Below are 23,079 nucleotides of genomic sequence, written 5' to 3' on the forward strand. Positions count from 1 at the left end.
CGCTCACGGCTGTTCTCCGCCGACGCAGGTGTACGGGAGCGGGGCGAAGCCGTTGAAGCCCTGGGTCGTGTAGCTGATCGCGTAGGCGCCGCTGGAGAGCACCCAGACCGGGTCGCCGGAGGCCAGGTTGCGGGGGACGTGGACGAGGGCGTGCCCCTGGGGGTAGGCGTCGTCGCTGTCGCAGGTGGGCCCCGCCAGGACGGCGGGTAGGTGCTCGCAGTCGTGGTCGGGGTGGGTCGGGAAGACGAGCGGGTACTGGAGCGCGTCCATCTCGTAGAGGCCGTTGAACTTGCCGCAGCTGAGGTAGAGCCAGTGCTGCCGTTCGCCGTCCGGCCGGCGCCGCTCGGCCAGGCGGGCCACGTGGGCGCGGACGGCCCCGTGGTCGGCGACGAGGTGACGTCCCGGCTCCATGACGAACGAGAGGTGTTCGCCGTGGACCTTCCTGAGGTGCCGCATCCCCTCGCGGATGACGGCGAAGATCTTGTCCAGCGGCGGTTCCAGGGGCAGGCCGTGCCGGTCGAGGTAGCCCAGGGCCGGCAGTCCGCCGCCGAGGTTGACGTGGTCCAGGACGATCCCGCGCCTGCCCAGGGCGGTCAGGACGTCCGCCAGGCACTCGACGGCGCTGTGCCAGGCGTCGGCCGTCATCTGCTGGGAGCCGACGTGCACGGACAGACCGGAGGGTGTCAGCCCCAGCCCCTGGGCCGCCTCCAGGATCCGCACCGCGTCCGCGGGCGAGCAGCCGAACTTGTGGCTCAGTCCCCACAGCGCGCCGTCGCCGCTCGTCGCCAGCCGGCAGAAGACGCGGGCTCCCGGGGCGTGGGCCGCGATCGCCGCCAGGTCCTCGACGCTGTCGGTCGCGAAGTCCCGGACGCCGAGGCGGTGGGCGTCGGCGATGTCCCGGTCGGACTTGACGGTGTTGCCGTAGTGCGTCCTGCCGACCGGGACGCCCGCGCGCAGCGCCTGCTCCAGTTCGCGGGGGCTCGCCCCGTCGACCCCCGCGCCCTCGCTCGCGAGGCAGCCGAGCACCTCGTCCACGGGGCAGGACTTCAGGGCGAACCTGACGTCGACGCCGGGCAGTTCACGCCGCAGTGTGGCGTAGCCGCGCCGGATTCCGGCCAGGTCGAAGAAGATCCCGTCCTCGGTGGCGCCCGCCAGTGCGGCGAGCAGGGGCGCGGAGGCGTGGGCCGTGGTCGCCGTCACCGCTGCGGCCCGGGTGTCCGGGGTACGGACGTGCGGCGGGCCGCGCCGACCAGCGGCTCCCACGCCTCCGTGAGCAGGGCGAAGTCCTCGATGTCGCCGCGTGCTTCGTCCAGGAGGCGTTCGCGGCGCCCGCTCAGGAGGTCGGCGAACTCGGCGTAGCGGCCGCCGAGTTTCCGGTACGCGGTGTCGAGGACGTCCAGCCGGTGGACGTTCTCGCTCCGGTCGAGTCCCGCGCTCTCCCTCGCCAGCCGGGCCACGACGGATGCGCGCACCCGCCCCTGCGCGTCGAGCAGCGACTCGCCCGCCCGGGCCATGTGCTCGTAGACGAAGTTGAAGTAGAGCATCGACAGCAGGAACTTGACGAAGCGCAGCTGGTACGCCGTGAACCCGGAGTCGGTGCGGCGTTCGCCGGTGTAGTAGTTGACGATGTTGCGGTTGTGCAGGACGCCCGGCAGCGCGGCGTCGTGGACCAGGTGGATCAGGAAGTAGTCGCTGCCGATCGTGTCGGTGGCGGGCGGCAGGGGCACGTGCTCGTGCACGCCGTGGAAGGCGATGTTGCACATGTCCACGCGCATGGGGTCGACCACGGTCAGGGTGGCGCGGTCGGCGGTGAAGGCGTCCGTGCCCGCGCCCCGGAAGGACTCGTCGACGAGTTCCCTCTTCTGCTCGGGCGACCAGTGCACGGGGGCCCACAGAGCGACCATGTCGTGGTAGACGTCCGGGTCGATGCGGAGTATCTCGCCGATGTCCACGGACAGTTCGCCGACGAAGGAGCTGCCGACCATCGCCACCCGCCGGTCCATGCGGTCGGCGGCGAGTGCGGTCTCGGTGACGTGGCGGGCGGCGTCGGCCGCGCGCCTGCCGAGCGAGAGCAGTTCGTGGTGGACGGGGAAGAGGGGCTCGCCGTCGAGGGACTGGTACCGGCTGTCGGAGTCCCTGCGGTGCACGGACTCGCAGCCGAGCGCGGCGGCCAGAAGGAAGGCGCGGTTGGTGCAGGCGCCGTAGGACACGCCGGCCGGCAGCATCAGGTCCAGCAGGAGGTCGGGCTTCGTGGCAGCGGACCGGTCGATCGCGCGTCGCAGGAAGTCCCGCTGCCGTGCCTCGTCGAGGTGGTGGACGACGATCCGCGGGTGCTCGGGTATCCGGCGCACGGCTTCTGCGTGTTCGGCGTAGGCCGGCGCGGCGCAGGAGTCCAGGATCAGGAGGTGCACCTCGGCGTCGAAGTGCCGGGCGGCGTAGGCCGCTTCCTCGGCCAGGGCCGTGATCGTCGCCGCGCAGGGCCTGTTGGTCGGCAGGGTCAGGCAGATTCGGCGCATGTCTCTTCTCCGGCCGGCCGCTGCGCGCCGTCGAGGTCCGCCCCGGTCCAGGACGTGAGGCCCAGCAGTCTGGCCCCGAGGTCGTCGAGCGTGGCCCTGCCGTACCTCAGGGACTCGTGCCGTGTGGCGTCGCCCAGCAGCGTGGCGTTCCAGTCGGGCGTGGCGAGGGTGCGCCAGGACTCGACCCGGGAACGCCGGAGCGCTTCGTGGGACTCCAGCGCCGGCATCATCGACAGGTACTGGACGGCGCGCACCGTCCGCTCGGAGGTGTTCGGTGCCACGCCGTGCGCCAGCAGGCCGTTGAAGATCAGCAGGTCGCCGGCCTCGAGCTCGGGTCGCACCACGGGGAACTCTGCGCGGTCGATCCTGGGCCGGATCGGGTCGCGGTCCTCCGGCTGGAACGCCTTCCACTGGTCGAACCGCTTGAACAGCTCGGGGCAGCACTGGAAGCCGCCCAGTTCCGGCCTGGTGTCGGTCAGGGCGATGATCCCCTGGACCCGCTGCGGCAGCACGCCGAGCGTGGTGTCGACGTCCCAGTGCAGCTCGATGTCGAAGCCCTCGGCCGTGCCCGGGATCAGCGCCCGGTCACGGTTTCTGATGTTGGGCGGGTTCAGGTTGAGCCGGTCGAGCGTCACCCACAGCTCTTCGCAGTCCCAGACGTCGACGAAGGCGTCGTAGACCCGGCGGGTCTGGCGGCTGTCCCAGATGAGCTGGTGGTGGTAGGCCTCGACGAAGCCGTAGATGTGCAGGTCCCGGTCGAGGTCGGAGCGGTACTCGCGCTCCTCGTACCAGGTCTCGGGGCGTTCGGGGTCCAGTCCCTGGAACTCCCAGGCGAAGTCCAGCAGTTCGCGGGCCGAGGTGGCGGGGATGGCCTGCTTGACCACCACGTAGCCGTACGTCTGCCAGAAGGCGAGGTCCTCCTCGGAGAGGACTCGCAGCGGGCGGGTCTTGGTCAGGTCCCGCAGGGGTGTCTGGGCGAGGTAGGTCTCGCCGTCCGAGCTGAAGTAGGGGATGTCCGAGGGGGCTCGATGGAGATAACGGTCAGTCGTGGGCATGCGGTGCTCCACACCTCGATATCAGGTACCGGCGGCCCGACCGGGTCGCCAACTGCGCGGAGTGAGGGGCGGGGACCGTGCCGGCAGGGTCACTGCACCGCGGGCCACACCAGCCCCTCTTCGAACTCGCGTACCTCCAACTTGGACTAGACCAACTCTTCCTGTCAAACATCGCAGTTGAGGGCGCGTTTCCGCCAACAGGGCACGTTCCGGGCCCACTTGACACGTGCGGTTAGCCTGGCGGAGACGCATTGGTCTGTACCAACAGGAGGGCGCACGCTATGGTCTCCAGCAAGCACAGCAAGGAGTTGCGACGACTGGCGCGCTCCGTCCTGCAGCCGGGGTTCGTGGGCACCGAGGCCCCGGACTGGGTGCTGCGCGAGATCGGTGACGGGCTGGCCTCGGTCGTGCTCTTCTCCCGCAACATCGTCACGCCCGAGCAGGTGGCGCGCCTGACCGGGCAACTACGCGCGGAGAACCCGGAGTTGATCATCGCGATCGACGAGGAGGCCGGCGACGTCACCCGGATCGAGTCGGCGACCGGCTCGACCCGGCCGGGCAACTTCGCACTCGGCACCGTCGACGACACCGAGCTGACCGAGGCCGTCGCCGCCGATCTGGGCCGCCAGCTGCGCACGGCCGGCGTGAGCCTCGACTACGCGCCGAGCGCGGACGTGAACTCCAATCCCGACAACCCGATCATCGGGGTCAGGTCCTTCGGAGTCGACGCCAAGGTGGTGGCGCGGCACACCGGCGCCTGGATCCGGGGGCTCCAGTCGGCCGGTGTCGCCGCCTGCGCCAAGCACTTCCCCGGCCACGGCGACGTGGCCGTCGACTCCCACCACGGGTTGCCCGTCTACGAGGCCGACCGCGAACGGATCGCCGAGCAGGCCCTGCCGCCGTTCCGGGCCGCCGTCGACGCGGGCGTCCGTGCGGTGATGAGCGGCCACCTGCTGGTCCCCGCCTACGACCCCGACCTGCCCGCCACGCTGAGCCGCCGCATCCTGGAGGAACTGCTGCGCCAGGAGCTCGGGTTCGACGGCATCATCGTCACCGACGCCATCGAGATGGGCGCCGTGACCGGCCGTTACGGGATCGGCGGGGCCACGGTCCGGGCCGTCGCCGCCGGTGCCGACGCCGTCTGCGTCGGCGGCGAGAACGCCGACGAGGCCACCGCCGGCCTGCTCGTGAACGCACTCGCGGACGCCGTCCTGGCGGGCGGCCTCCCGGAGGAGCGGCTCACCGAGGCGAGCCTTCGCGTGCGGGAGTTCGCGGTCTGGTCGGCGGGGCTCAACCCGGCCGGCGCCGCCGTCTGGGACGCGGACGGCATCGGCTTCACGGCGGCCCGCCGCGCCATCCGGCTGACCGGAGCCGTGCGGCACGTCCTGCCCCTGGTCAACGCGCCGCACGTGGTGGAACTGGTGCCCACCACCAACCTCGCCATCGGGAAGGAGACCCCGTGGGGCGTGGCCGCCCCGCTGGGCGAGCGGCTGCCCGGGACGACCTCCGTCCGGGTGGGCCACGAGGAGCTGCTGTCCCGCGCCGGCACCCTGGAGACGCGAGCGCTCGCGCCCGCGTCGGGGCGCCCGCTGGTCGTGGTGGTGCGCGATGCCGCCCGGCACGCGTGGATGGCGCAGGCCCTCGCGGAGCTCGTCGCCGCCCGGCCCGACGCGATCGTCGTGGAGATGGGCCTGCCGGGCACCGTCGTCCCCTCGGCCGCGCAGATCTTCACGCACGGCGCCACGGCCGCCTCCGGGGTGGCCGCCGCAGAGGTGCTGGCGGGTGCCCTTTAGTGCAGACCTGAGTGCACCTTGGTACGGACCTGAGTGCAACGTCCGTGCCCGTGAGCAACGTTGACGGCCATCCTCCCCTTCCCTACCTTCCGAGAGCGCTCTCACATCCGTCCCTCGAAGCAGGTCCATCGAAGCAGGGAGGTGCCATGTTCCCCGTGCGCAGACCCGCCGGCCGCCCCCTTCACCGGCTGGCGGCGGCACTCGCTCCGGCACTGTTCACCGTCCTCGTCCCCCTCACACCCCCGGCGTCCGCCGCCGACACCAGCGCGGCGGCCGCCGTCTGCAACAAGTACTGCGACACCCGGGACCCCGCCCTCTCCCCGGGCGACCGCACCCCGGTCACGGCGAGCATCTACTCGCGGTCGGTCGTCCTGCACTTCGACGACGCCGACGCCATGGGCTGGGCCTCCATCGACAACGGCAACCCCGGCGACGAGGTGTGGCTCGACCGCTCCTTCGACGGCGGCCGCACGTGGAGCTCGGGCAGCAAACTGGGTGACACCAGCGTGCCCACCGGTCAGCGCGGCTGGCGCACGCTCATGTACAACGTCGACGACTGGAACAACCTCGGCGTCGGCGCCCTGCGCGCCTGCGGAAAGGCCGGGGACCGCGCCGAGATCGCGTGCACCCCCTGGGCCCGAACCACCTGGAACGCGGGCGAGCCGCGCACCGCCGCGGCCACCGGCCTGATGACCTTCTACGACTACGGAACCGGCCTGTTCGACACCACCGGCTGGTGGAACTCCGCCAACGCGCTGACGGCGGTCATCGACAACATCCGTGTGACGGGCATGGGCAGTTACCGGTACGCGATCGCCCGCACCTACGACCTCAACGTCGACGCGCAGGGCGGGCAGTTCCGCAACGACTACATCGACGACACCGGGTGGTGGGGCCTCGCCTGGGTCGCCGCCTACGACCTGACCGGCGACAGCCGCTACCTGGACACGGCCCGCGCGGACGCCGACCACATGGCCGCCTACTGGGACTCCACCTGCGGCGGCGGGGTGTGGTGGAGCACGGCGAAGACCTACAAGAACGCGATCGCCAACTCCCTCTACATCCAGCTCAACGCGGCGCTCCACAACCGCGTCCAGGGCGACACGGCATACCTCGCCCGGGCCCGGGCCGGCTGGACCTGGTTCCAGGGCACCGGCATGGTCAACGGCTCGCACCTGGTCAACGACGGCATCGACCTGTCCACCTGCGGCAACAACGGGCAGGCCGTGTGGTCGTACAACCAGGGTGTGCTCCTCGGCGCGCTCGCCGAGCTGTACCGGGCCACGGACGACGGCGGGCTGCTCACCAGCGCCCGGCAGATCGCCGATGCCGCCACCACGACCTCTCTCCTCCACACCTCCGACGGCATCCTGCGCGATCCGTGCGAGAGCGGCGACTGCGGAGGCGACGGCCCGTCCTTCAAGGGTGCGGACGTACGCGGCCTCGGCAAGCTCAACTCGGTGCTCCCGGACCACCCTTACACCGCCTACCTCAAGCGCCAGGCCGACCGCGCCCGGGCGAGCGACCGCAACGCCCTCGACCAGTACGGGCTGCGCTGGTACGGCCCGCTCGACCAAGTGGACGCCGCCCGCCAGCAGAGCGCCGTCGATCTGCTGAATGCGGCGCCCTGACCGATCGACAACGTTGTCCCAACCGAGATACGGAGAGAGCGGGTACGTCAGGTCAGCGCGCGGACACCTAATCCGTCGCGCTGCCGACGGCCGCGGACGCCTCGTGAGCAGCTAGACGAGTCGGTCGAATGTCCGGGAGCCCAGCTCCACCACCATGATGCCGCGCGGTCCGGCCATGACCACTCCACGTGGGGGGAGAACCTTGGTTCGCCACAGGGGTGAGCCGACTCGCACGTGGTGCTCCCGTCCGCTTTCCAGGGACCAGAGCCCGACGGAACAGGTATGGCCGCCGGTGACAGCGATGGAACGCTCGCCGTACTGAGCCAGGTCGACGTCCGTCAGCTCCATGTGGTGCCCGCGCTCGAGTTGGACCTGGGTGATCAATGCCCCGTCCTCGGCATTGCATACGAGCAACCGTGAGTAGGACCCGACACCCACGACCACTGAGCCCTGGCCCCAATGGCCGAAGGAGACAGCCGTGGTCCGGAACGGGCCTTCGACGCCCGCGGAACGGACCAGATCCACCGTCCTGGTCTCCTCGCCGGAAACGGTCCACAAAAGCGTTCGGCGTTCCTCCCAGCCCCAGGTGACGAATCGCAGGACGTCGTCCGGCTGATCGGGAAGAGGGGCCACGGAGAATCTGCCCGGGTGGCAGTGCAGCGGTGGCCGCACCTCCTGGCCCGAGGGCAGATCGAAGAACGCCAGCCGGCCGCTGAGGGCGGTGGCCAGCAGCAGCGGTCGCTCACGCTCGAGGACCGCGATACGGGCCCACTCCTCTTCCTCCGGAAGTCGGTGCTCGTACGACATCTCACCGTTCGGGAATCGCCGCAGCGCGACGCGCCCTTCCGTCTCCAGAGTGAGGAAGGCCGTCGGATCACCGGGCAGGGCCGCCGCACCGCGGTAACGCCTCTCGGCCGAGGATTCGAGTCTCGCGAGCACGTCGCCGGTGTCCGCATCGAAGACGACGAGGCCTCCGTCCGCGCCGAGCGCCGCGACACAGTGGGTCCCCGTCTCCCCGACACCCGCGACCACTCCGTAGTACTCGTTGGCCGGTGCTTCCGGAGAAGGAGTTCGGCTGTCCCAGACCCGGACGGCGCCGTCGCGGCCACCTGTGACGACCCAGCTGGTTCCGTCCAGCTCACACTGCGCCAGGGACTGCACTCCGCCGTCGTGGACGGCAAGTCGCCTTGTCTCCCCCTGACCTGACGGACGAGCGAACACGTCTCCGTTCCAATCGCCCCAGCACCACAGATCGCGGTGCCGGCCGACGACCAGAGTGGAGAACACGCCGGCTCCGCCGCGATCCGGTTCGCCGATCCTCGTCGCCCGCACCGGATCCCAGGCCATCGCCAGGCCGGTCTGTGTTCCGAGAAGGACAACCGGTCCGTCCTCGTGATCCGCTACGGAAGCGGTCCAAACATGTAAGTCCGCGCGCCAGTTCGGTACCTCCACAGCGGCTTTGAACGGCTCGCCGATCGGCCGAGCGGTCCGGACGTCCCACGTGCTGACCTCACCTCCCTCGGTGGTGACCACAGCCAGGCAGAGTCCGCCCGCGTCACCCACGGTCAAGACTTGATCCTGATCGCGGAGAACGATGCGGGGCAGCTCCAGCACCCGGCCGTCCTCGGCGGACAGAACCTCGATGACGCCTTCCTCGCTGACGGTCGCGATCGCGGCCTCGCCCCCGATGACGACGGGCCACACACCATGGAGGGCACGCCGGTCCGCGAGAACACTCTGCCGGTCGGTCGTGCCCGGCACCGTACGCAGCAGACGACCGTCGTCGTGCAGCGTGAGGACGGCGATGCCGTCACTCGCCATGAAAGCCGTCATGTCGAAGACGGCCGATTCGGGCTCGTGCACCCCCGATGCCAGCGGTGCGCCGTCCCGGAGGAACCACGCCTGAACGGCCCACGCGCTCGCCGAGAGCACCACGGGGCCCCTCGGATGCTCGACGGTGGCGAGGGCGAGGACATAGTCGTCGTGGTGGCCGAGCATGCGCGTCGCGATGAGGTCGTCCCAACGCGCCCAGCGCACCGCCCAGGGCCGGTCGGGAAACGCGGCGGCCAGGTCGGCGGCCAGGTCCTCGTCGCCGGTCATGCGGGCCGCCATCTCCAGGTAGCAGACGCGCTCGTCCTCGGGCGCCACGAGCAGTTGCTGTCCGACTCGCTGGACCGTGCGGGCCACCCTCCGGCCCGAGGGGGTGCGCGCCGCCGACAGGGCTGCGAGCAGGCGGGCAGGATCCATCGCGGTCAGGAACCTCGCATCACGCAGCAGACTGTCGAGCAGGTGGCCCTCTCCCGCGTGGAAGGGCAGGTACGTGCGCGTGTAGGCGTCGGCGTCCGCCCAGACCGGCCCGTCCGCGGACGTCGGCGACAGTCGCTCGATAAGTACTTCCGTGAGACGCCGGTGGATCTCGGCTGCAGGACGTTGCCGGACGCTGAGTTGGCGCAGGTGTTCACCGAGCGCTTCGTGGAAGAGGCGGAACCGGACTCCCGATCCGCGTTCGGTGCGGTGCAACAGGTCGGTCGCAGGGGTGTCCAGGAGCAACCGGGTGACGTCGCGTTCCGAGTAGGTGTCAGTCCCCAGTGCCGTGGCCGCGGCCGCCCAGGTGCGCGGGTCGTCGAAGCCATCCCCCTGCGACCAGGCCAGCGCCATCAGCAGGTCGCGCAACCACGGTCCGCCGGGCCTCATGTCCTGCAGGTAGCGTTCCATCGCCGCACCGACGGTGGTGGGAAACGTCTCCTGCCAGCCTGCACTGTCCGTGTCGACGGGTTCGTCCGCTGCCATGAGGGAGAGTGCGGTGAGCTGTGCCACCAGGAAACTGCGGCCGGAGCGAACCGCCACGGCGGTGCCGACCGATGCCGCGAGTCCCGGACGGGACCGGTAGGGCGTGGAGACCTGTGGGTCGCTCTCGGCGAGCAACGTCAGGCGGACGTACTCGGCGATGTCACGCCGGTCCAGATAGCGGGCCTCGTCCAGGTCGATGATGCGTGCCGAACCCCCGAACAGGCGCAACAGGTCGTCCTCGCCTCCTGGCCGGGTGCCGACGAGGAGACGTATGCCCGTCCTGCTCCCTGCCGTCGCAAGGGGTTCCAGCAGATCGACGATGAGCCGCTGGGCGTCGACCGCCTCGTCGACGCCGTCCACGACCACCACGGTGGAGTGGCGTTCCCGGGCGTCTCGGAGATGGGCGAGCAGACCACCGGCCGTCGCCTCGTCGATGGTCAGCGCCCGCGAGATCTCCGCGGCGACCTCGTCGGCCGTCCGGCCTCGCACGTGGAGGGCGGCGCCCATGGGCGTCCCACCGGGCACCTGGGCATCGGCCATGCTCACCAACCGTCCGAGAACGGCCGACTTCCCCGATCCGGGTGCCCCGGTCACCACCCGGGAGCCCGCGACGTCCGGACCCTCGCTGTTGATCCACGCCGTCAGCTCGCTCAGCACCTGCGTCCGACCCGCGAAGTAGGAGCCTTCCCGGAGGCTGGACGGCAGCACACCACGCCCTCGCGGGCGGAAGTGACCGCGCAGCTGCGCCGCACGCTCCGTGGCCGCGCTCTCCAGCCTTTGCGCGAGGCGTTGTTGCCGCTCGGTCTGGCGTGCGGCTCGCGCCCTGAGCCGGTCGACGATCGGTGGAACCCCTGTGCCACTCACCACCAGCAGAACGGTGAGTACGACCGTGGTGGGTGTGACCCGGTCGGCGGAGACCAGCCCGAGCAGGGCCCCGGCCCCGACCGCCACCCCGGGCAGCAGGTGGATCAGTATGCGAACCGTCAGTGACCACCGGTTGTCGCGCGGGCGCAGTGAGTGCACAGCTCCATTCGTATAGCCAACTCGCCCTGCCGTACACGACTTCCGTCAATCCGTCAGGAGCCCGCCAGGAAGGTGAAACGGACTTTTCGCGAGGGATTGTCCTTGTTCGTGTCGACCAAACACACCGACTGCCAGGTGCCCAGCGCCAGGCGGCCGTCGATCACCGGGAGGGTGGCGTGCGGGGGGACGATCGCCGGGAGGACGTGGTCGCGGCCGTGCCCGGGGCTGCCGTGCCGGTGCTGCCAGCGGTCGTCGGCGGGGAGCAGGGTGTGCAGGGCGGCCAGGAGGTCGTCGTCACTGCCGGCGCCGGTCTCCAGGACCGCGATGCCGGCCGTCGCGTGCGGGACGAAGATGTTCAGCAGTCCGTCGCGGCCGGCCGCGGCCTCGCGGAGGAAGGCCTCGCAGTCGCCGGTCAGGTCGACGACCCGCTCCCGGCTACCGGTGGCGACATCGAGTTCTCGTGTGGTGAAGGCATCCGACATGCCCCCATCGTGACCCATGCCCCGGACGCGCGGGCGAGCGGGCAAGCGGCCGGGCCGGGAAGATCCACGGCCGTCCCGGCTGTTGGTAGAAGCGTGAACAACGCGCGTGCGGTCGAAGAGGTCGAGGTAGTCGTCATCGGCGCTGGTCAGGCCGGTCTGTCCAGCGCCTATCACCTGCGGCGCACCGGTTTCGAGCCGGACCGCGACTTCGTGGTGCTCGACCACTCCCCCGCGCCCGGCGGGGCCTGGCAGTTCCGGTGGCCGTCCCTGACGTACGGCAAGGTGCACGGGATGCACGCGCTCCCGGGCATGGAGCTGACCGGGGCCGACCCGGCGCGGCCGTCCGCCGAGGTCATCGGGGAGTACTTCGCGGACTACGAGCGGACCTTCGATCTGCGGGTGCACCGGCCGGTCGACGTCCGCGCGGTGCGCGAGGGCGAGGACGGGCGGCTGCTCGTGGAGACCGACCGCGGTGACTGGTCGACGCGGGCGCTGATCAACGCCACCGGCACCTGGGACCGGCCGTTCTGGCCGCGCTACCCGGGCCAGGAGACCTTCCACGGACGGCAGTTGCACACCGCGCAGTACGCCGGACCCGAGGAGTTCGCCGGTCAGCGGGTCGTGGTCGTCGGCGGCGGGGCCTCCGGCACCCAGCACCTGCTGGAACTCGCCCCGTACGCGGCCGCCACCACCTGGGTCACCCGGCGCCCGCCGGTCTTCCGCGAGGGCCCCTTCGACGAGGGCGCGGGCCGGGCCGCGGTGGCGCTCGTGGAGGAGCGGGTACGGCAGGGGCTGCCACCGCGGAGTGTGGTCTCGGTCACCGGGCTCCCGCTCAACGACGCGATCCGGCAGGGCCTCGAGGACGGGATCCTGGACCGGCAGCCGATGTTCGACCGCGTCACTCCCGACGGCGTGGCCTGGAACGACGGGCGGCACGTCGACGCCGACGTCATCCTGTGGGCCACCGGTTTCCGGGCGGCCCTGGACCATCTGGCGCCGCTGCGGCTGCGCGAGCCGGGCGGCGGGATCAAGGTCGAGGGGACCCGCGCGGTCGCCGACCCCCGCGTCCACCTCGTCGGCTACGGCCCGTCCGCCAGCACCATCGGTGCCAACCGCGCGGGGCGCGACGCCGTACGGGACATCAGGCGGCTGCTGGCCGGAGAACCCGTCGCCGCCTGACGCACCGGCGGCTCACCGCGGCGGCTGCGTGACCTGCGGTGGCTGCGTGACCTGCGGTGGCTGCGTGACCTGCGGCGGCCGCCGCGTCTTCGTGTTCTGCACGGCGTTGAAGTCGGCGACATTGCGCTGGTGTTCGGCGAAGTCGGCGGTGAACCGCGTGTCGCCCGGCTTGACCGTGACGAAGTACAGCCAGTTGCCCGGCGGCGGGTTGAGCGCGGCACGCATGGCGTCCTCGCCCGGGTTGTCGATCGGCGTGGGCGGCAGGCCCATGCGCTGGTAGGAGTTGTACGGGTTCTCGATGCGGGTGTCGTTCACCGTGGTGTTGAGGGTGCTGCGGTTGAGGGCGTAGTTGAGGGTGGAGTCCATCTGGAGCGGCATGCCGCGCTGCAGCCGGTTGAGCACGACGCGTGCCACCTTGCCCATGTCGGCCTTGTCGGCGGCCTCGGCCTGGACGATGCTCGCGATGGTCACCGCCTGGTAGACGTTCATCGCGTCGCGCTGCGCGCCGGCCGCGACGGGCGCCCAGCCGAACCGCCGGTTCGCCGTGTCGACCATGAACCGCAGCACCGACTGCGGGGTCGCGTCCTTGTCCAGGGGGTAGGTGGCCGGGAAGAGATAGCCCTCCGGGTTGCCCCCGGCGTCGCCGGGGAGTTTCAGGCCCGCGGTGCCGACGGAGCTCTTGGTGCTTCCGGCGGGGAGGGCGAGGGCCTTGTCGACGGCGTCGTAGACCTGGGACGCGCGCCAGCCCTCCGGGATGACCAGGGTGGCGGGTCCGGCCGTGCCGCGGGCCAGGGACAGCAGGGGCACCGCCACGGCGGCACCGGCCACGACGGCACCGGCCACGACGAGCACGAGCCTGCCCCGGCGGGTCAGCCGCATCGACTTGCCGCGCGTCGAGGCGCCACGGCCGATGGCCGTCCGACGGCCCGGGTTCCGTGGCGGAGTGTTGGTCTGCATGCGGGCACGTTAGCTCGCACAACGCTACAAACCCGACATATCTTCAGCTTGTCGGCTGCGATGTGTCGGCCTCAGCCTGTCGGCGGTGTCGCGTGCCTGCGTCCCCGGTCACCCCGCCTGCGCACCGGCCGCAGGGCCGCCCCCCGCTGAGCGGGCTCGCCGGTTCCGGGCTGCCCCGGTGCCGACTCCGCCGCCGTCTCCAGCCGGGCGTCCCGGCGCACCAGCGCCGCGTACCGGCCGTCGAGTTCCAGCAGTTCCTCGTGCGTTCCGCGTTCGGCCACCCGCCCGGAGTCGAGGACGACGATCTGGTCGGCGTCCTGGATCGTGGAGAGCCGGTGGGCGATGGTGATGGTCGTCCGGTTGGCCGACAGGGCGTCGATGGCGTCCTGGACCGCGTGTTCGGTGCGGGTGTCCAGGGCGCTGGTCGCCTCGTCCAGGATGAGGACCGGCGGGTCGCGCAGGATGGTGCGCGCGATGGCCAGCCGCTGCTTCTCGCCGCCCGAGAACCGGTGTCCGCGTTCGCCGACGACGGTGTCGTAGCCGTCGGGCAGCGCGGCGATGTGGTCGTGGATCTGGGCCGCGCGGGCGGCCGCGTGCAGTTCCTCGTCGGTGGCGTCCGGCTTGGCGAAGCGCAGGTTGTCGGCGACCGAGGCATGGAAGAGGTACGTCTCCTGGGAGACGACGCCGACCGCGCGGGCGAGGGTGTCGAAGTCGAGGTCACGGACGTCGACGCCGTCCAGGGTGACCCGGCCGCCGGTGACGTCGTAGAGCCGGGGCACCAGGTAGCCGAGCGTGGACTTGCCGGCGCCGGTCGGGCCGACGACGGCCAGGCCGGTGCCGGCCGGGACGGTGATGTCGATGCCGTCGAGGACGGGACCCACCTTGTCGTTGTCCCTGTCGTACCGGAACTCGACCTTCTCGAAGCGGACCTCGCCCTTCACGCGGTCGAGGTGGACCGGCTCGTCGCGCTCGGTGATGTCGACGGGCAGGTCGAGGTACTCGAAGATGCGCTGGAAGAGAGCGAGCGAGGTCTGGATCTGGACGCCGGTCGCCAGCAGGCTCACGGCCGGGCGGAACAGGCCCTGCTGGAGGGAGACGAAGGCGACGATGGTGCCGAGCGAGATCTGCGGGCCGCCCATCCGGAGAGCCATGCCGGCGGCCCAGTAGATGACGGCGGGCATCGCGGCCATCACGATGGTGATCACGGCCATGCGCCAGCGCCCCGCCATGTTCGACCGGACTTCCAGGCCGACCAGTTGCTCGGACTCCTCGGCGAAGGAGGCGGTGAGCGAGTCGGCGCGGCCCATGGTGCGGCCGAGCAGGATGCCGCTGACGGAGAGCGACTCGGTGACCGTCGCGGCCATCGCGGCCATCTGCTTCTGGCGCTGTGTGGTGATCTTCTTGCGCTCGTTGCCGACCCGGCGGCTGATCCACACGAAGAGCGGGAGCAGGACGAGCGAGACGACGGTGAGCCGCCAGTCGAGGGCGATCATCGCGACGATCGTGGCGACGACGCTGGTCAGGTTGGAGACCAGGGAGGTGGCCGTCGAGGTGACGGTGGCCTGCATGCCGCCGATGTCGTTGGCTATGCGGGACTGCACCTCGCCGGTGCGGGTGCGGGTGAAGAAGGCGAGCGACATGCGCTGCAGCCGGCCGTAGACGGCGGTGCGCAGGTCGTGCATGACGCGCTGGCCGACCGTGGTGGATATCAGCGTCTGCAGGACGCCGAAGACGCTGGTGAGGACGGCACTGAGGATCATGCCCAGCGCGAGCAGGCTGAGCAGTCCGGTGCGGCCCTGCGGGATGGCGGTGTCGAGGGTCGCCTTCAGGAGGAAGGGGGTGGCGACCGAGACCAGCGAGGCGGCGCCGACCAGCAGGCCGACGATCGCGAGCCGGCCGCGGTAGGGGCGGAAGAGCTTGAGGATGCGGCGCACCTGGCGGGGTTGACCGGCCGCGGTGGCGTCAGGGGTCCAGTTGATCTCGTCTCGGGGCATGGCTCCTACGGATGGTTCGGTGTGTACGGACTAACGGAGCTTAGCTCACTGTTACCTATGCTCACAATGAACATAGTCCTGATATTGTTCCCGTATGAGCACCCCCGACCCCGACGGCCCGCTCGCCGAGCAGTTGCTGCGCCTCACACGACGGGTGTGGCGCATCCAGAAGCACCATCTCGCGGCGCGCGATCTGGGCGTCACCCCGGCCCAGTCTCGGCTGCTGCGCACCCTCGCGCACTACGAGGCACCCCCGCGCATGGCCGACCTGGCCGAGCGTCTGGAGGTGGTGCCGCGCGCGGTGACGACCCTGGTCGACGGCCTGGAGGCGAGCGGCAAGGTGTGCCGGGTGCCGGATCCGACGAACCGCCGGGTGACCCGGATCGAGATCACGGACGAGGGGCACGAGACCCTGCGCGAGCTGCGGGCGGCACGGAGGTCGGCGGCCGCGGAGATCCTGGCTCCACTCTCGCCGGAGCAGCGGGAGGTGCTGGGCAGACTCCTGGACACGCTGGTCGACGGGCCGGTGGCGGCGAAGCACTGCTGAGGCACGGCGAAGCGGCTCACCCTGCCCGTCCTTCCGGAGGGGGAGCCGCTTCTCGTCGTCCGGTCAGCTCTCGGACACCAGTTCCTCGGCCTGTTCCGCCGTCTCGACGACCGCGGTCCCACCGCCCAGCACCCGCTTCGCCCGTTCCACGTCCAGTGCGCCCTCCCAGCGGGAGACCGCGAAGACGGCGACGCAGTTGCCGAGCAGGTTGGTGACGACGCGCATCGAGTCCATGATGCGGTCGACGCCGAGCAGCAGGGCGACGGCACCGGCCGGGATCGCCCCGAGCGAGGAGACGGTCGCGGACAGGGCGAGGAAGGCCGAACCGGGGATGCCGGCCATGCCCTTGCTGGTGAGCATCAGCACCAGGACCACGGTGATCTGCTGACCGAGGCTCAGGTCGACGCCCACGGCCTGGGCGATGAACAAGGTGCCGATGGAGAGGTAGAGCGAGGCGCCGTCCAGGTTGAAGGAGTAGCCGGTGGGCACCACCAGGCCGACCGCGTCGTCCCGGGCACCCGCCCCGCGCAGCTTCTGCATCACGCGCGGCAGCACGGACTCCGTGGAGGCGGTGCCGAGCGCGAGCAGCAACTCCTCACGGATGTAGCGGACGAACTTCCAGAGGCTGAGCCCGGTGAGCGCCTTCAGGGCGACGGCGAGCAGGGCGACGAAGAGCGCGGCGGCCGCGTAGCAGAGGACGATGAGCTTGGCGTAGGTCTCGATGACCCCGAGCCCGTACTGGCCGATCAGGACGGCCGTCGCCCCGAAGACGGCGATCGGGGCGAGGCGCATCACGAAGCCGACGATCGCGAAGACGACCTCCTGGGCCTGCTCGACGGCGGGCAGCACCTGGGGCACCTTGGTGTGCCCGAGGTGGAGCAGCGCCGCGCCCACCAGACAGGCCAGGACGAGCACCTGAAGCAGGGAGTTCTCGGCGAAGGCGCCTATGAAACTGGTGGGCAGGGCGTCGAGGACGAACTCGGTGGTCGAGGGCAGCGAGCCGCCGCCCGTCTTGGCGTCGACCGCCTTGGCGCTCAGCGTGGCCGGATCGACGTGCATCCCGGCGCCGGGCTGGACGAGGTTGGCGGCGAGGAGTCCGATGACCAGCGCGAGCGTACTGGCCACCTCGAACCAGACCAGCGCCTTGAGTCCGATCCGCCCGAAGGCCCTGAGGTCGCCGGCCTTGGCGATGCCGACGACGACCACGCAGAACACCAGCGGCGAGATGATCGTCTTGATGAGCCGGGTGAAACCGTCGCCGAGCGGCTGGAGATCCGAGGCGAACCCGGGCCACAGCCGCCCGACGACGATGCCGAGCACGAGCGCGCAGGCGACCTGCGCGAAGAGAGAGGTACGCAGTATGCGTGCGACGCGTCCCGGCAGGGACGATACGGACGGCGGCACGGGCACTCCTGGTGGGGGGATCGACTCGCCGAAGCCGAGCGGGACTTCTGCGATACGGAAACCAGCTTCCGCGCCGATCACTCTGGGGGTGTTCTTGATCCCGTTCGAGACCGCCGTGTCACGGCCGTGTAAATCACGGGCGGAGTGACGCGTCGCACACAACTCGGCCGGCTCGGCTCGGCGGCCGACGCTCGGCAGCGACCGCTCAGCAGCGGCTGCGGTCCACCGTCAGCACTCCTTGTTCGGTCGCCAGCGAGCGGTCGTAGCAGCCGTCCGGGCCGTACAGCCGGTAGCGTTCGCTCGACGTCCCGACCGCGTGCCGCTGGTCGCGCGGCACGCCGAGCGTGTACGTCGCGTCCCCGCTGTAGGTGTCGTCGAGCCGTGCCCAGGCGCCTCCGGACCCTCCGACCGCCGCCCGGTCGCCGAGGGTGAGCTGGGTGCGCAGCCGGTCGTCGGTGCCGATGGTGGTGGCGCCGTTCATGGTGTAGGTCCGGTCGGTGCGGGTCGTCCGGGGTGCACCGCCGGCCTTCACCGTGACGCTCTGGTCGTCCGTCCAGGTGGCGTCGAGCGCGTCCGTCGTCTCGCCGTCGTTCCAGCGGTGCACGGAGGTGTTGGCCAGCGTGCGGCTGACGGTGGTGGTCACCCGGCCGTGCGAGGTGTCGACGTATCCGGAGACGGTGAGCCGGTGCCCGGCGTCGGTGTCGACCCGGTACTCCCCCGACCCCGGTGTGTAGACCGAGGAGTTGACGGGCTCGGAGGCCTTCACCTCGGTGAGCCCGCCGGTGACCTGGGACCGGTGCGCGTCCTGCCAGACCAGCACGTTCACGGGGGCGCTCCAGCCGGCCTGGCCCTCGGGCACGCCGGCGACGGAGACCTCGACCTGGTGCGGGCGGCCGTCGTCGAGGAGTCCCGCGAACGGCGTCAGGTCGTATGCGATCGGTCGGACGTCGAAGGCGCCCGGGCCCGGTATGACGTACCAGAGGAACGGGTTGGACCAGCCGCCGGTCCACACGTTCGGGAACGGCGCGGCGATTCCGGCCAGCCGGCCGTCGACCCTGATCTGCACCTCCCGGTAGGGGCCCTTGTCCGCCTTGCAGGAGTACGACGCCGGGTCGGCCACGGTCAGATACCAGAACTCCTCGCAGCCGCCGCCGGATCCGGTGGCGTACACCTCGGCGACGACGCGTTCGCTGTTGCGCGGGGTGGTGAGGGTGGTGCCGTCGGCCAGGGTCAGCACCTTGTCGGGGACCGAGGCCGCGGGGCGTCCCGCGTAGAAGGTGAGCGTGGCCTTGACGTCGATGACGCCGGTGTAGGTGTCGTCGACAACGTTGCCGATGAGCATCTCGACGTCCTGCGTGCCGCGGAAGGTGTCACTGTAGCGGGTGACGTCCTTCTCCACGTGCCACTCGATGCCGTCCGGCGAGGGCTCGGGGGTGGAGGTGCGCAGCACCTCGACGCCGCCGACGTGCAGGTAGCCCAGGCGGTCGTACTGACGGCCCTTCACCTTGCCGTCCAGCCGCAGGACGACCTTGCTCCACCGGTCGCCGCAGCCCTGCGGGGGCGTGTACGTTCCCCGGTACGGCGTGAAGTCGCGGAACTGGGCCTCGGCCAGGACGACTTGGCAGGACGTGGCCGCCTTGGGCACGGACACCGGCGGGGCCGCGGTCACCGGGTCGTGCCAGTCGGTGCCGAACTCGGCCGGGACGTCGGCGGCACGGGCGGCGGGCGCCCCCGTACCGAGGAGCGCGCTCGCCAGGAGGGTCACTCCTGCGAGCATGGACATGACGATCCGTCTTCTCATGGCCGGTGTTCTACGGGGAGTTGGCCGTCGGCCGCAACGCCCGGGCCGGTCGACAGCGGCCCGTTCGGCCACCCGGCCCGGACGGGCGCACGCCATGGGCACAAATAGTGCTATTAGCGGATGACGCTGTCACAGTGCTGGCATGGAGATCATGACCGCTCGCGCCCTGCGCACCGTCCTGGCGCTCACGGGAGTCGTCGCGCTCACCGGCACCGGCTGTTCGGGCGGTGTCCCGCACCGGGGCCACGGCTCCGCCGCCCCCGGCGCCTCGGCCGTCCCGGCCGGCGCCGCCCCGTCTCCCGGCGCCCCCGGGATCGGCGACCCGCTCATGCCGCTGGACGGCAACGGCGGCTACACGGTCCGCCGTTACACGCTCGACCTCGACTGGCGGGCGCCCGGGACACCTTTCCCTGCCGGTACCACCATCAGCGCCACCGCCACCCAGGCCCTGTCGCGCTTCGACCTCGACTTCGCGGGCAACACGCTGCACCGGGTCACCGTCGACGGCGCGCCGGCGACCGCCGTTCGCGACGGCGACGAACTCGTCGTCACGCCCGCGCGGCCGATCCCACGCGGCAGCACGTTCACCGTCCACGTCGCCTACACGGCCGATCCGACCCAGCGACGGCACCGGAGCGATGCGATCCGCGAGTACGGCTGGGTGCCCACCCCCGACGGCACCCTGGTCTGCGCACAGCCCGACGGCGCCAAGATGATCTTCCCGGCCGACGACCACCCCAGCCTCCGGGCGCCCGTCACCTTCCACATCACCACCCCGCCCGGTCTGAGCGCGGTGGCCAACGGCCGGCTCGTCGAACGCGTCCGGCGGCCCGACGGGCGGATGCAGTGGACGTACGACTCCGAGGAGCCCATCGCGGCACAGCTGGTCCAGCTGGCGATCGGGAAGTTCACGTTCGTCGCCGGCAGGGGGCCGGGCGGGCTGGCCGTGCGGGACGTGGTGCCGGACGACCTGGTCGCGGACACCGAGGCCGAACGCTCGCTCACCCCGGAGCACCTCGCCTGGCTGGAACGGCGGCTCGGCCCGTACCCGTTCCGCCGCTACGGCGTACTGGTCGGGGACACCGATCTGCCGGTGGCGCTGGAGACGCAGTCGCTGTCCCTCGTACCGAAGGACGACCTGCTGGGCGACCGGGTCGACGCCGAACGCAATCTGATCCACGAGCTGGCGCACCACTGGACGGGGGACAGCGTCGCCGTCCGGCGGTGGTCCGACCTGTGGCTGAGTGAGGGTCATGCCCGTTACTACGAACGGCTGTACTCCGACGAGCACGGCGGCGTCGGCATGGAGGACGCCATGCGGGCGGCGTACGAGCAGCACGACCAGTGGCGCCACGACGACGGGGCGCCCGCCGAGCCCACCGGGCCGACGCTCTTCAAGGTGATGCGCTACGACGGTTCGGCACTGGTGCTGTATGCCCTGCGGCAGAAGGTCGGTGACGAGACGTTCGACCGGATCGAGCGGGCCTGGGTGACCGAGTACCGGGGCCGCGCGGCCGGCACCCGGGACTTCGTCGCACTCGCCTCCAGGGTCGCGGGCGAGGATCTGACGCCGTTTCTGACGCCGTGGCTGTACGGGCCCGACACCCCGCCGATGCCGGGCCACCCCGACTGGCACGTGGACCCGGTCGAGGACTGATCCCGCCCGGCGCGTCGCGGCCCGCCAGGCTGCCCGGCCACTGCCGCCGACCGGGTGGCCTCTGCCGGACCGCTGGGCCACCCGGTCGACGCTCGGCGCGCCGGGTCGCGCCGGGCACGGAAACGTACGAGGGGTGACGTGAAGGGCAACCCCCTTGCCCTGGTTGCGACGAGCGTGCTTGGAGACCCTCAGCAAGCGGTTGGAGACCCTCTGGTATGAGAAGAACTGACGCTCCACGTGTGCCCGGTGCCCTCCGGACGTGCCGTCTGACGGCCTGCCTGATCGCGACGGCCGCGCTGCTGCCACCCCTGCTGATCCTCCCGGCGTCCGGCACCGACGAAGCGGAGGACCAGCGTCTGCAGAACGCCTTCACGGACGCCGCACGTGAGTTCCACGTGCCGCGCAGCGTGCTCATGAGTGTGTCCTACATGCAGTCGCGCTGGGACATCCACGCGGGCACCCCGAGCATCGCGGGGGGCTACGGTCCGATGCACCTGGTGGACACCGCCCGTACCCGCGTCGCGGAGCGGTCACCCGCAGCGGGCCCCGCGGCGCCGGACGGCGGGAAGAGCGACCCGCTCGCGGGAACGGCGTTCGCGGTGGGCGGCCACGCCGTGCAGCCGGCGGACCTGGAACACGCCGCACGGCTGATCAAGGTACCCGCCGGAAAGCTGCGGACGGACGCCGTCGCCAACGTACGCGGCGGCGCGGCGCTGCTGGCCGCGACGCAACGGCATCTCGGCAAGCCGCTCAGCGCCGACCCGGAGGACTGGTGGCAGGCGGTGGAACGTTTCCCCGGCACCCGTGACGTCGCGTCGGCGACGACGTACGCCAACGACGTCTTCGGTCTGATCCGCCGGGGCGCGCACCGCACCACCGCCGACGGACAGGAGGTCACCCTCCCCGCCACCCCCGGCGTCAGCCCGCACCCCGGCCCGCAGGCCCCCAAACGGCCCAAGAACGTCGAGTGCCCGCCCGAACTGGCCTGCGACTGGCTCGCCGCGCCCTACGAGGAGATCGACGACGACGGCGACTACGGCAACCACGACCTCGCCGACCGGCCCCGGGACCAGCGGATCGAGTACATCGTCATCCACGACACCGAGTCGACGCTGCCGAACATGTTCAAGACCGTGCAGGACCCGACCGAGGCGTCCTGGCACTATTCGATCCGCTCCAGCGACGGCCACATCACCCAGCACGTCAGGACCAAGGACGAGGCCTGGCACTCCGGCAGCAAGTTCGTGAACGCCCGCTCGATCGGCATCGAGCACGAGGGTTTCCTCACCCACCCGGGGACCTGGTACACCGAGCAGATGTACCGGTCATCGGCCCGGCTGGTGCGCTACCTGGCGAAGAAGTACGGCGTCCCGATCGACCGGCAGCACATCTTCGGCCATGACAACGTGCCGTCCCCGACCGGCGACAGCATCCCCGAGATGCACGAGGACCCGGGGCCGTTCTGGGACTGGCGGCACTACTTCGACCTCCTCGGCGCACCGCTGAAGGCCACGGCAGGACCGGACAGCCCCATGGTGATGATCCTGCCGGACTACGCCACTCACAAACCGCGGTACACGGGGTGCGACGGCGACGGCAAACGATGCCTGCCGCACGGCTCCAGCGCCGTCCGCCTCCACACCCGGCCGGACGAGAACGCCCCGCTCATCCAGGACCCGGGCCGCCGGCCGGACGGCGACCCGTCCACGGAGGACGTGAGCGACCTGGGTTCGCGGGTCTCCACCGGCCAGACCTTCGCCGTGGCCGACCGCAGCGGCGAGTGGACGGCGATCTGGTACCAGGGCAACAAGGCGTGGTTCAAGAACCCCACGGCGCACCCGACGGCCGTCGGTGCGAGCGGCCGCATGGTGACGCCCAAGGAGGGCCTGGACGAGATCCCGGTGTTCGGACGGGCCCTCCCGGAGGAGGAGGCCTACCCGGACGGGATGGAGGAGGAGGACGAGTCGCCGCTGCCGTACAGCCTGCGGGCGGGCCAGCGGTATGTGACGCAGTCCGCCCTCGGCGGCTCCTACGTCGACCGGTCGACCTTCTCCGCCACTCCTCAGCCCGTGGTGGTGGGTCAGGAGAAGTACTACGAGATCCAGTTCGGTCACCGGCTCGCCTACGTCCGGGCGGACGACGTGGACGTGCTGGACTCGCGCACCTCCGGCACCTCCGGCACCACCGGCACGATCGGCACGACGGGCTCGGCAGGGAGCGAGGCCGTCCCGGACGAACAGTGACCACCGC

15 protein-coding genes are annotated in these 23,079 nt (G+C 71.2%); 6 read left to right on the top strand and 9 right to left on the bottom strand.

All coding sequences use genetic code 11. From position 1 onward, the window contains the following. Nucleotides 1–3 precede the first annotated feature (3 nt). From ACZ4UV_RS24180 to ACZ4UV_RS24190, 3 genes are read right to left on the bottom strand one after another with little or no spacing between them, the layout of a single operon-like run. Nucleotides 4–1,200 carry a type III PLP-dependent enzyme gene (locus ACZ4UV_RS24180; RefSeq protein ID WP_451016436.1) on the bottom strand — a complete coding sequence of 399 codons (1,197 nt, stop codon included), beginning with the start codon at nucleotides 1,198–1,200 and terminating at the stop codon, nucleotides 4–6. Further along, nucleotides 1,197–2,516 carry a DUF6271 family protein gene (locus ACZ4UV_RS24185; RefSeq protein ID WP_451016424.1) on the bottom strand — a complete coding sequence of 440 codons (1,320 nt, stop codon included), beginning with the start codon at nucleotides 2,514–2,516 and terminating at the stop codon, nucleotides 1,197–1,199. The genes ACZ4UV_RS24180 and ACZ4UV_RS24185 overlap by 4 nt, the downstream gene beginning before the upstream one ends. Beyond that, complete coding sequence (locus tag ACZ4UV_RS24190) at nucleotides 2,498–3,571, bottom strand: phytanoyl-CoA dioxygenase family protein (protein ID WP_451016425.1); 1,074 nt, start codon at nucleotides 3,569–3,571, stop codon at nucleotides 2,498–2,500. Before ACZ4UV_RS24190 ends, ACZ4UV_RS24185 begins: the two co-directional genes overlap by 19 nt. 281 nt (nucleotides 3,572–3,852) lie before the next feature. On the opposite strand from ACZ4UV_RS24190, the gene ACZ4UV_RS24195 reads away from it, so the two are divergent. Further along, the gene (locus tag ACZ4UV_RS24195; protein ID WP_467840554.1) at nucleotides 3,853–5,364 is read left to right on the top strand and encodes a glycoside hydrolase family 3 protein; all 1,512 of its coding nucleotides are present in this window, start codon (nucleotides 3,853–3,855) and stop codon (nucleotides 5,362–5,364) included. Nucleotides 5,365–5,510: 146 nt separating this feature from the next. Then, nucleotides 5,511–6,995, top strand: coding sequence for a glycoside hydrolase family 76 protein (locus ACZ4UV_RS24200; protein WP_467840557.1), 1,485 nt, complete (start codon nucleotides 5,511–5,513; stop codon nucleotides 6,993–6,995). Nucleotides 6,996–7,106: 111 nt separating this feature from the next. Here ACZ4UV_RS24200 and ACZ4UV_RS24205 read toward each other — a convergent pair whose 3' ends face one another. Beyond that, the gene (locus ACZ4UV_RS24205) at nucleotides 7,107–10,808 is read right to left on the bottom strand and encodes a hypothetical protein (RefSeq protein WP_451016428.1); all 3,702 of its coding nucleotides are present in this window, start codon (nucleotides 10,806–10,808) and stop codon (nucleotides 7,107–7,109) included. A gap of 53 nt (nucleotides 10,809–10,861) precedes the next feature. Beyond that, entirely contained in the window at nucleotides 10,862–11,290 is a 429-nt protein-coding gene (locus ACZ4UV_RS24210; protein WP_451016429.1) for a secondary thiamine-phosphate synthase enzyme YjbQ, read from the bottom strand. Between the two features lie 93 nt (nucleotides 11,291–11,383). Between ACZ4UV_RS24210 and ACZ4UV_RS24215 the strand changes: the two genes are divergently transcribed. Further along, nucleotides 11,384–12,469, top strand: a complete 1,086-nt coding sequence (locus tag ACZ4UV_RS24215; protein WP_467840562.1) for an NAD(P)-binding domain-containing protein — start codon at nucleotides 11,384–11,386, stop codon at nucleotides 12,467–12,469. 12 nt (nucleotides 12,470–12,481) lie between these two features. Here ACZ4UV_RS24215 and mltG read toward each other — a convergent pair whose 3' ends face one another. After that, complete coding sequence (gene mltG / locus ACZ4UV_RS24220) at nucleotides 12,482–13,426, bottom strand: endolytic transglycosylase MltG (protein WP_467840565.1); 945 nt, start codon at nucleotides 13,424–13,426, stop codon at nucleotides 12,482–12,484. 71 nt (nucleotides 13,427–13,497) lie between these two features. Next, nucleotides 13,498–15,420 (bottom strand): ABC transporter ATP-binding protein, encoded by a 1,923-nt coding sequence (locus ACZ4UV_RS24225; protein WP_467840568.1) that lies wholly within the window; start codon nucleotides 15,418–15,420, stop codon nucleotides 13,498–13,500. 94 nt (nucleotides 15,421–15,514) lie between these two features. Between ACZ4UV_RS24225 and ACZ4UV_RS24230 the strand changes: the two genes are divergently transcribed. Next, nucleotides 15,515–15,967: a MarR family winged helix-turn-helix transcriptional regulator gene (locus ACZ4UV_RS24230; RefSeq protein WP_467840570.1), complete on the top strand. Its 453-nt coding sequence runs from the start codon at nucleotides 15,515–15,517 to the stop codon at nucleotides 15,965–15,967. 63 nt (nucleotides 15,968–16,030) lie between these two features. Here the strand turns inward: ACZ4UV_RS24230 and ACZ4UV_RS24235 are convergent, their stop codons facing one another. Then, nucleotides 16,031–17,371 carry a cation:dicarboxylate symporter family transporter gene (locus tag ACZ4UV_RS24235; protein ID WP_451016433.1) on the bottom strand — a complete coding sequence of 447 codons (1,341 nt, stop codon included), beginning with the start codon at nucleotides 17,369–17,371 and terminating at the stop codon, nucleotides 16,031–16,033. 205 nt (nucleotides 17,372–17,576) lie between these two features. Continuing rightward, complete coding sequence (locus tag ACZ4UV_RS24240; RefSeq protein ID WP_467840573.1) at nucleotides 17,577–19,172, bottom strand: peptide-N4-asparagine amidase; 1,596 nt, start codon at nucleotides 19,170–19,172, stop codon at nucleotides 17,577–17,579. Nucleotides 19,173–19,314: 142 nt separating this feature from the next. Here ACZ4UV_RS24240 and ACZ4UV_RS24245 point away from each other — a divergent pair, with 142 nt between their 5' ends. Beyond that, complete coding sequence (locus ACZ4UV_RS24245; protein ID WP_467840576.1) at nucleotides 19,315–20,829, top strand: M1 family metallopeptidase; 1,515 nt, start codon at nucleotides 19,315–19,317, stop codon at nucleotides 20,827–20,829. Nucleotides 20,830–21,044: 215 nt separating this feature from the next. Beyond that, entirely contained in the window at nucleotides 21,045–23,072 is a 2,028-nt protein-coding gene (locus tag ACZ4UV_RS24250) for an N-acetylmuramoyl-L-alanine amidase (RefSeq protein WP_451017468.1), read from the top strand. Nucleotides 23,073–23,079 lie beyond the last annotated feature (7 nt).

Source organism: Streptomyces sp. NPDC028289, from assembly GCF_055565975.1.

What these genes read in the sequence shown, in the direction of transcription:
- ACZ4UV_RS24185 (WP_451016424.1), bottom strand. Translation starts at nt 2,516, where the DNA reads ATGCGCCGAATCTGCCTGACCCTGCCGACCAACAGGCCCTGCGCGGCG.
- ACZ4UV_RS24190 (WP_451016425.1), bottom strand. Translation starts at nt 3,571, where the DNA reads ATGCCCACGACTGACCGTTATCTCCATCGAGCCCCCTCGGACATCCCC.
- ACZ4UV_RS24195 (WP_467840554.1), top strand. Translation starts at nt 3,853, where the DNA reads ATGGTCTCCAGCAAGCACAGCAAGGAGTTGCGACGACTGGCGCGCTCC.
- ACZ4UV_RS24200 (WP_467840557.1), top strand. Translation starts at nt 5,511, where the DNA reads ATGTTCCCCGTGCGCAGACCCGCCGGCCGCCCCCTTCACCGGCTGGCG.
- ACZ4UV_RS24210 (WP_451016429.1), bottom strand. Translation starts at nt 11,290, where the DNA reads ATGTCGGATGCCTTCACCACACGAGAACTCGATGTCGCCACCGGTAGC.
- mltG (WP_467840565.1), bottom strand. Translation starts at nt 13,426, where the DNA reads ATGCAGACCAACACTCCGCCACGGAACCCGGGCCGTCGGACGGCCATC.
- ACZ4UV_RS24225 (WP_467840568.1), bottom strand. Translation starts at nt 15,420, where the DNA reads ATGCCCCGAGACGAGATCAACTGGACCCCTGACGCCACCGCGGCCGGT.
- ACZ4UV_RS24230 (WP_467840570.1), top strand. Translation starts at nt 15,515, where the DNA reads ATGAGCACCCCCGACCCCGACGGCCCGCTCGCCGAGCAGTTGCTGCGC.
- ACZ4UV_RS24240 (WP_467840573.1), bottom strand. Translation starts at nt 19,172, where the DNA reads ATGAGAAGACGGATCGTCATGTCCATGCTCGCAGGAGTGACCCTCCTG.
- ACZ4UV_RS24245 (WP_467840576.1), top strand. Translation starts at nt 19,315, where the DNA reads ATGGAGATCATGACCGCTCGCGCCCTGCGCACCGTCCTGGCGCTCACG.
- ACZ4UV_RS24250 (WP_451017468.1), top strand. Translation starts at nt 21,045, where the DNA reads ATGAGAAGAACTGACGCTCCACGTGTGCCCGGTGCCCTCCGGACGTGC.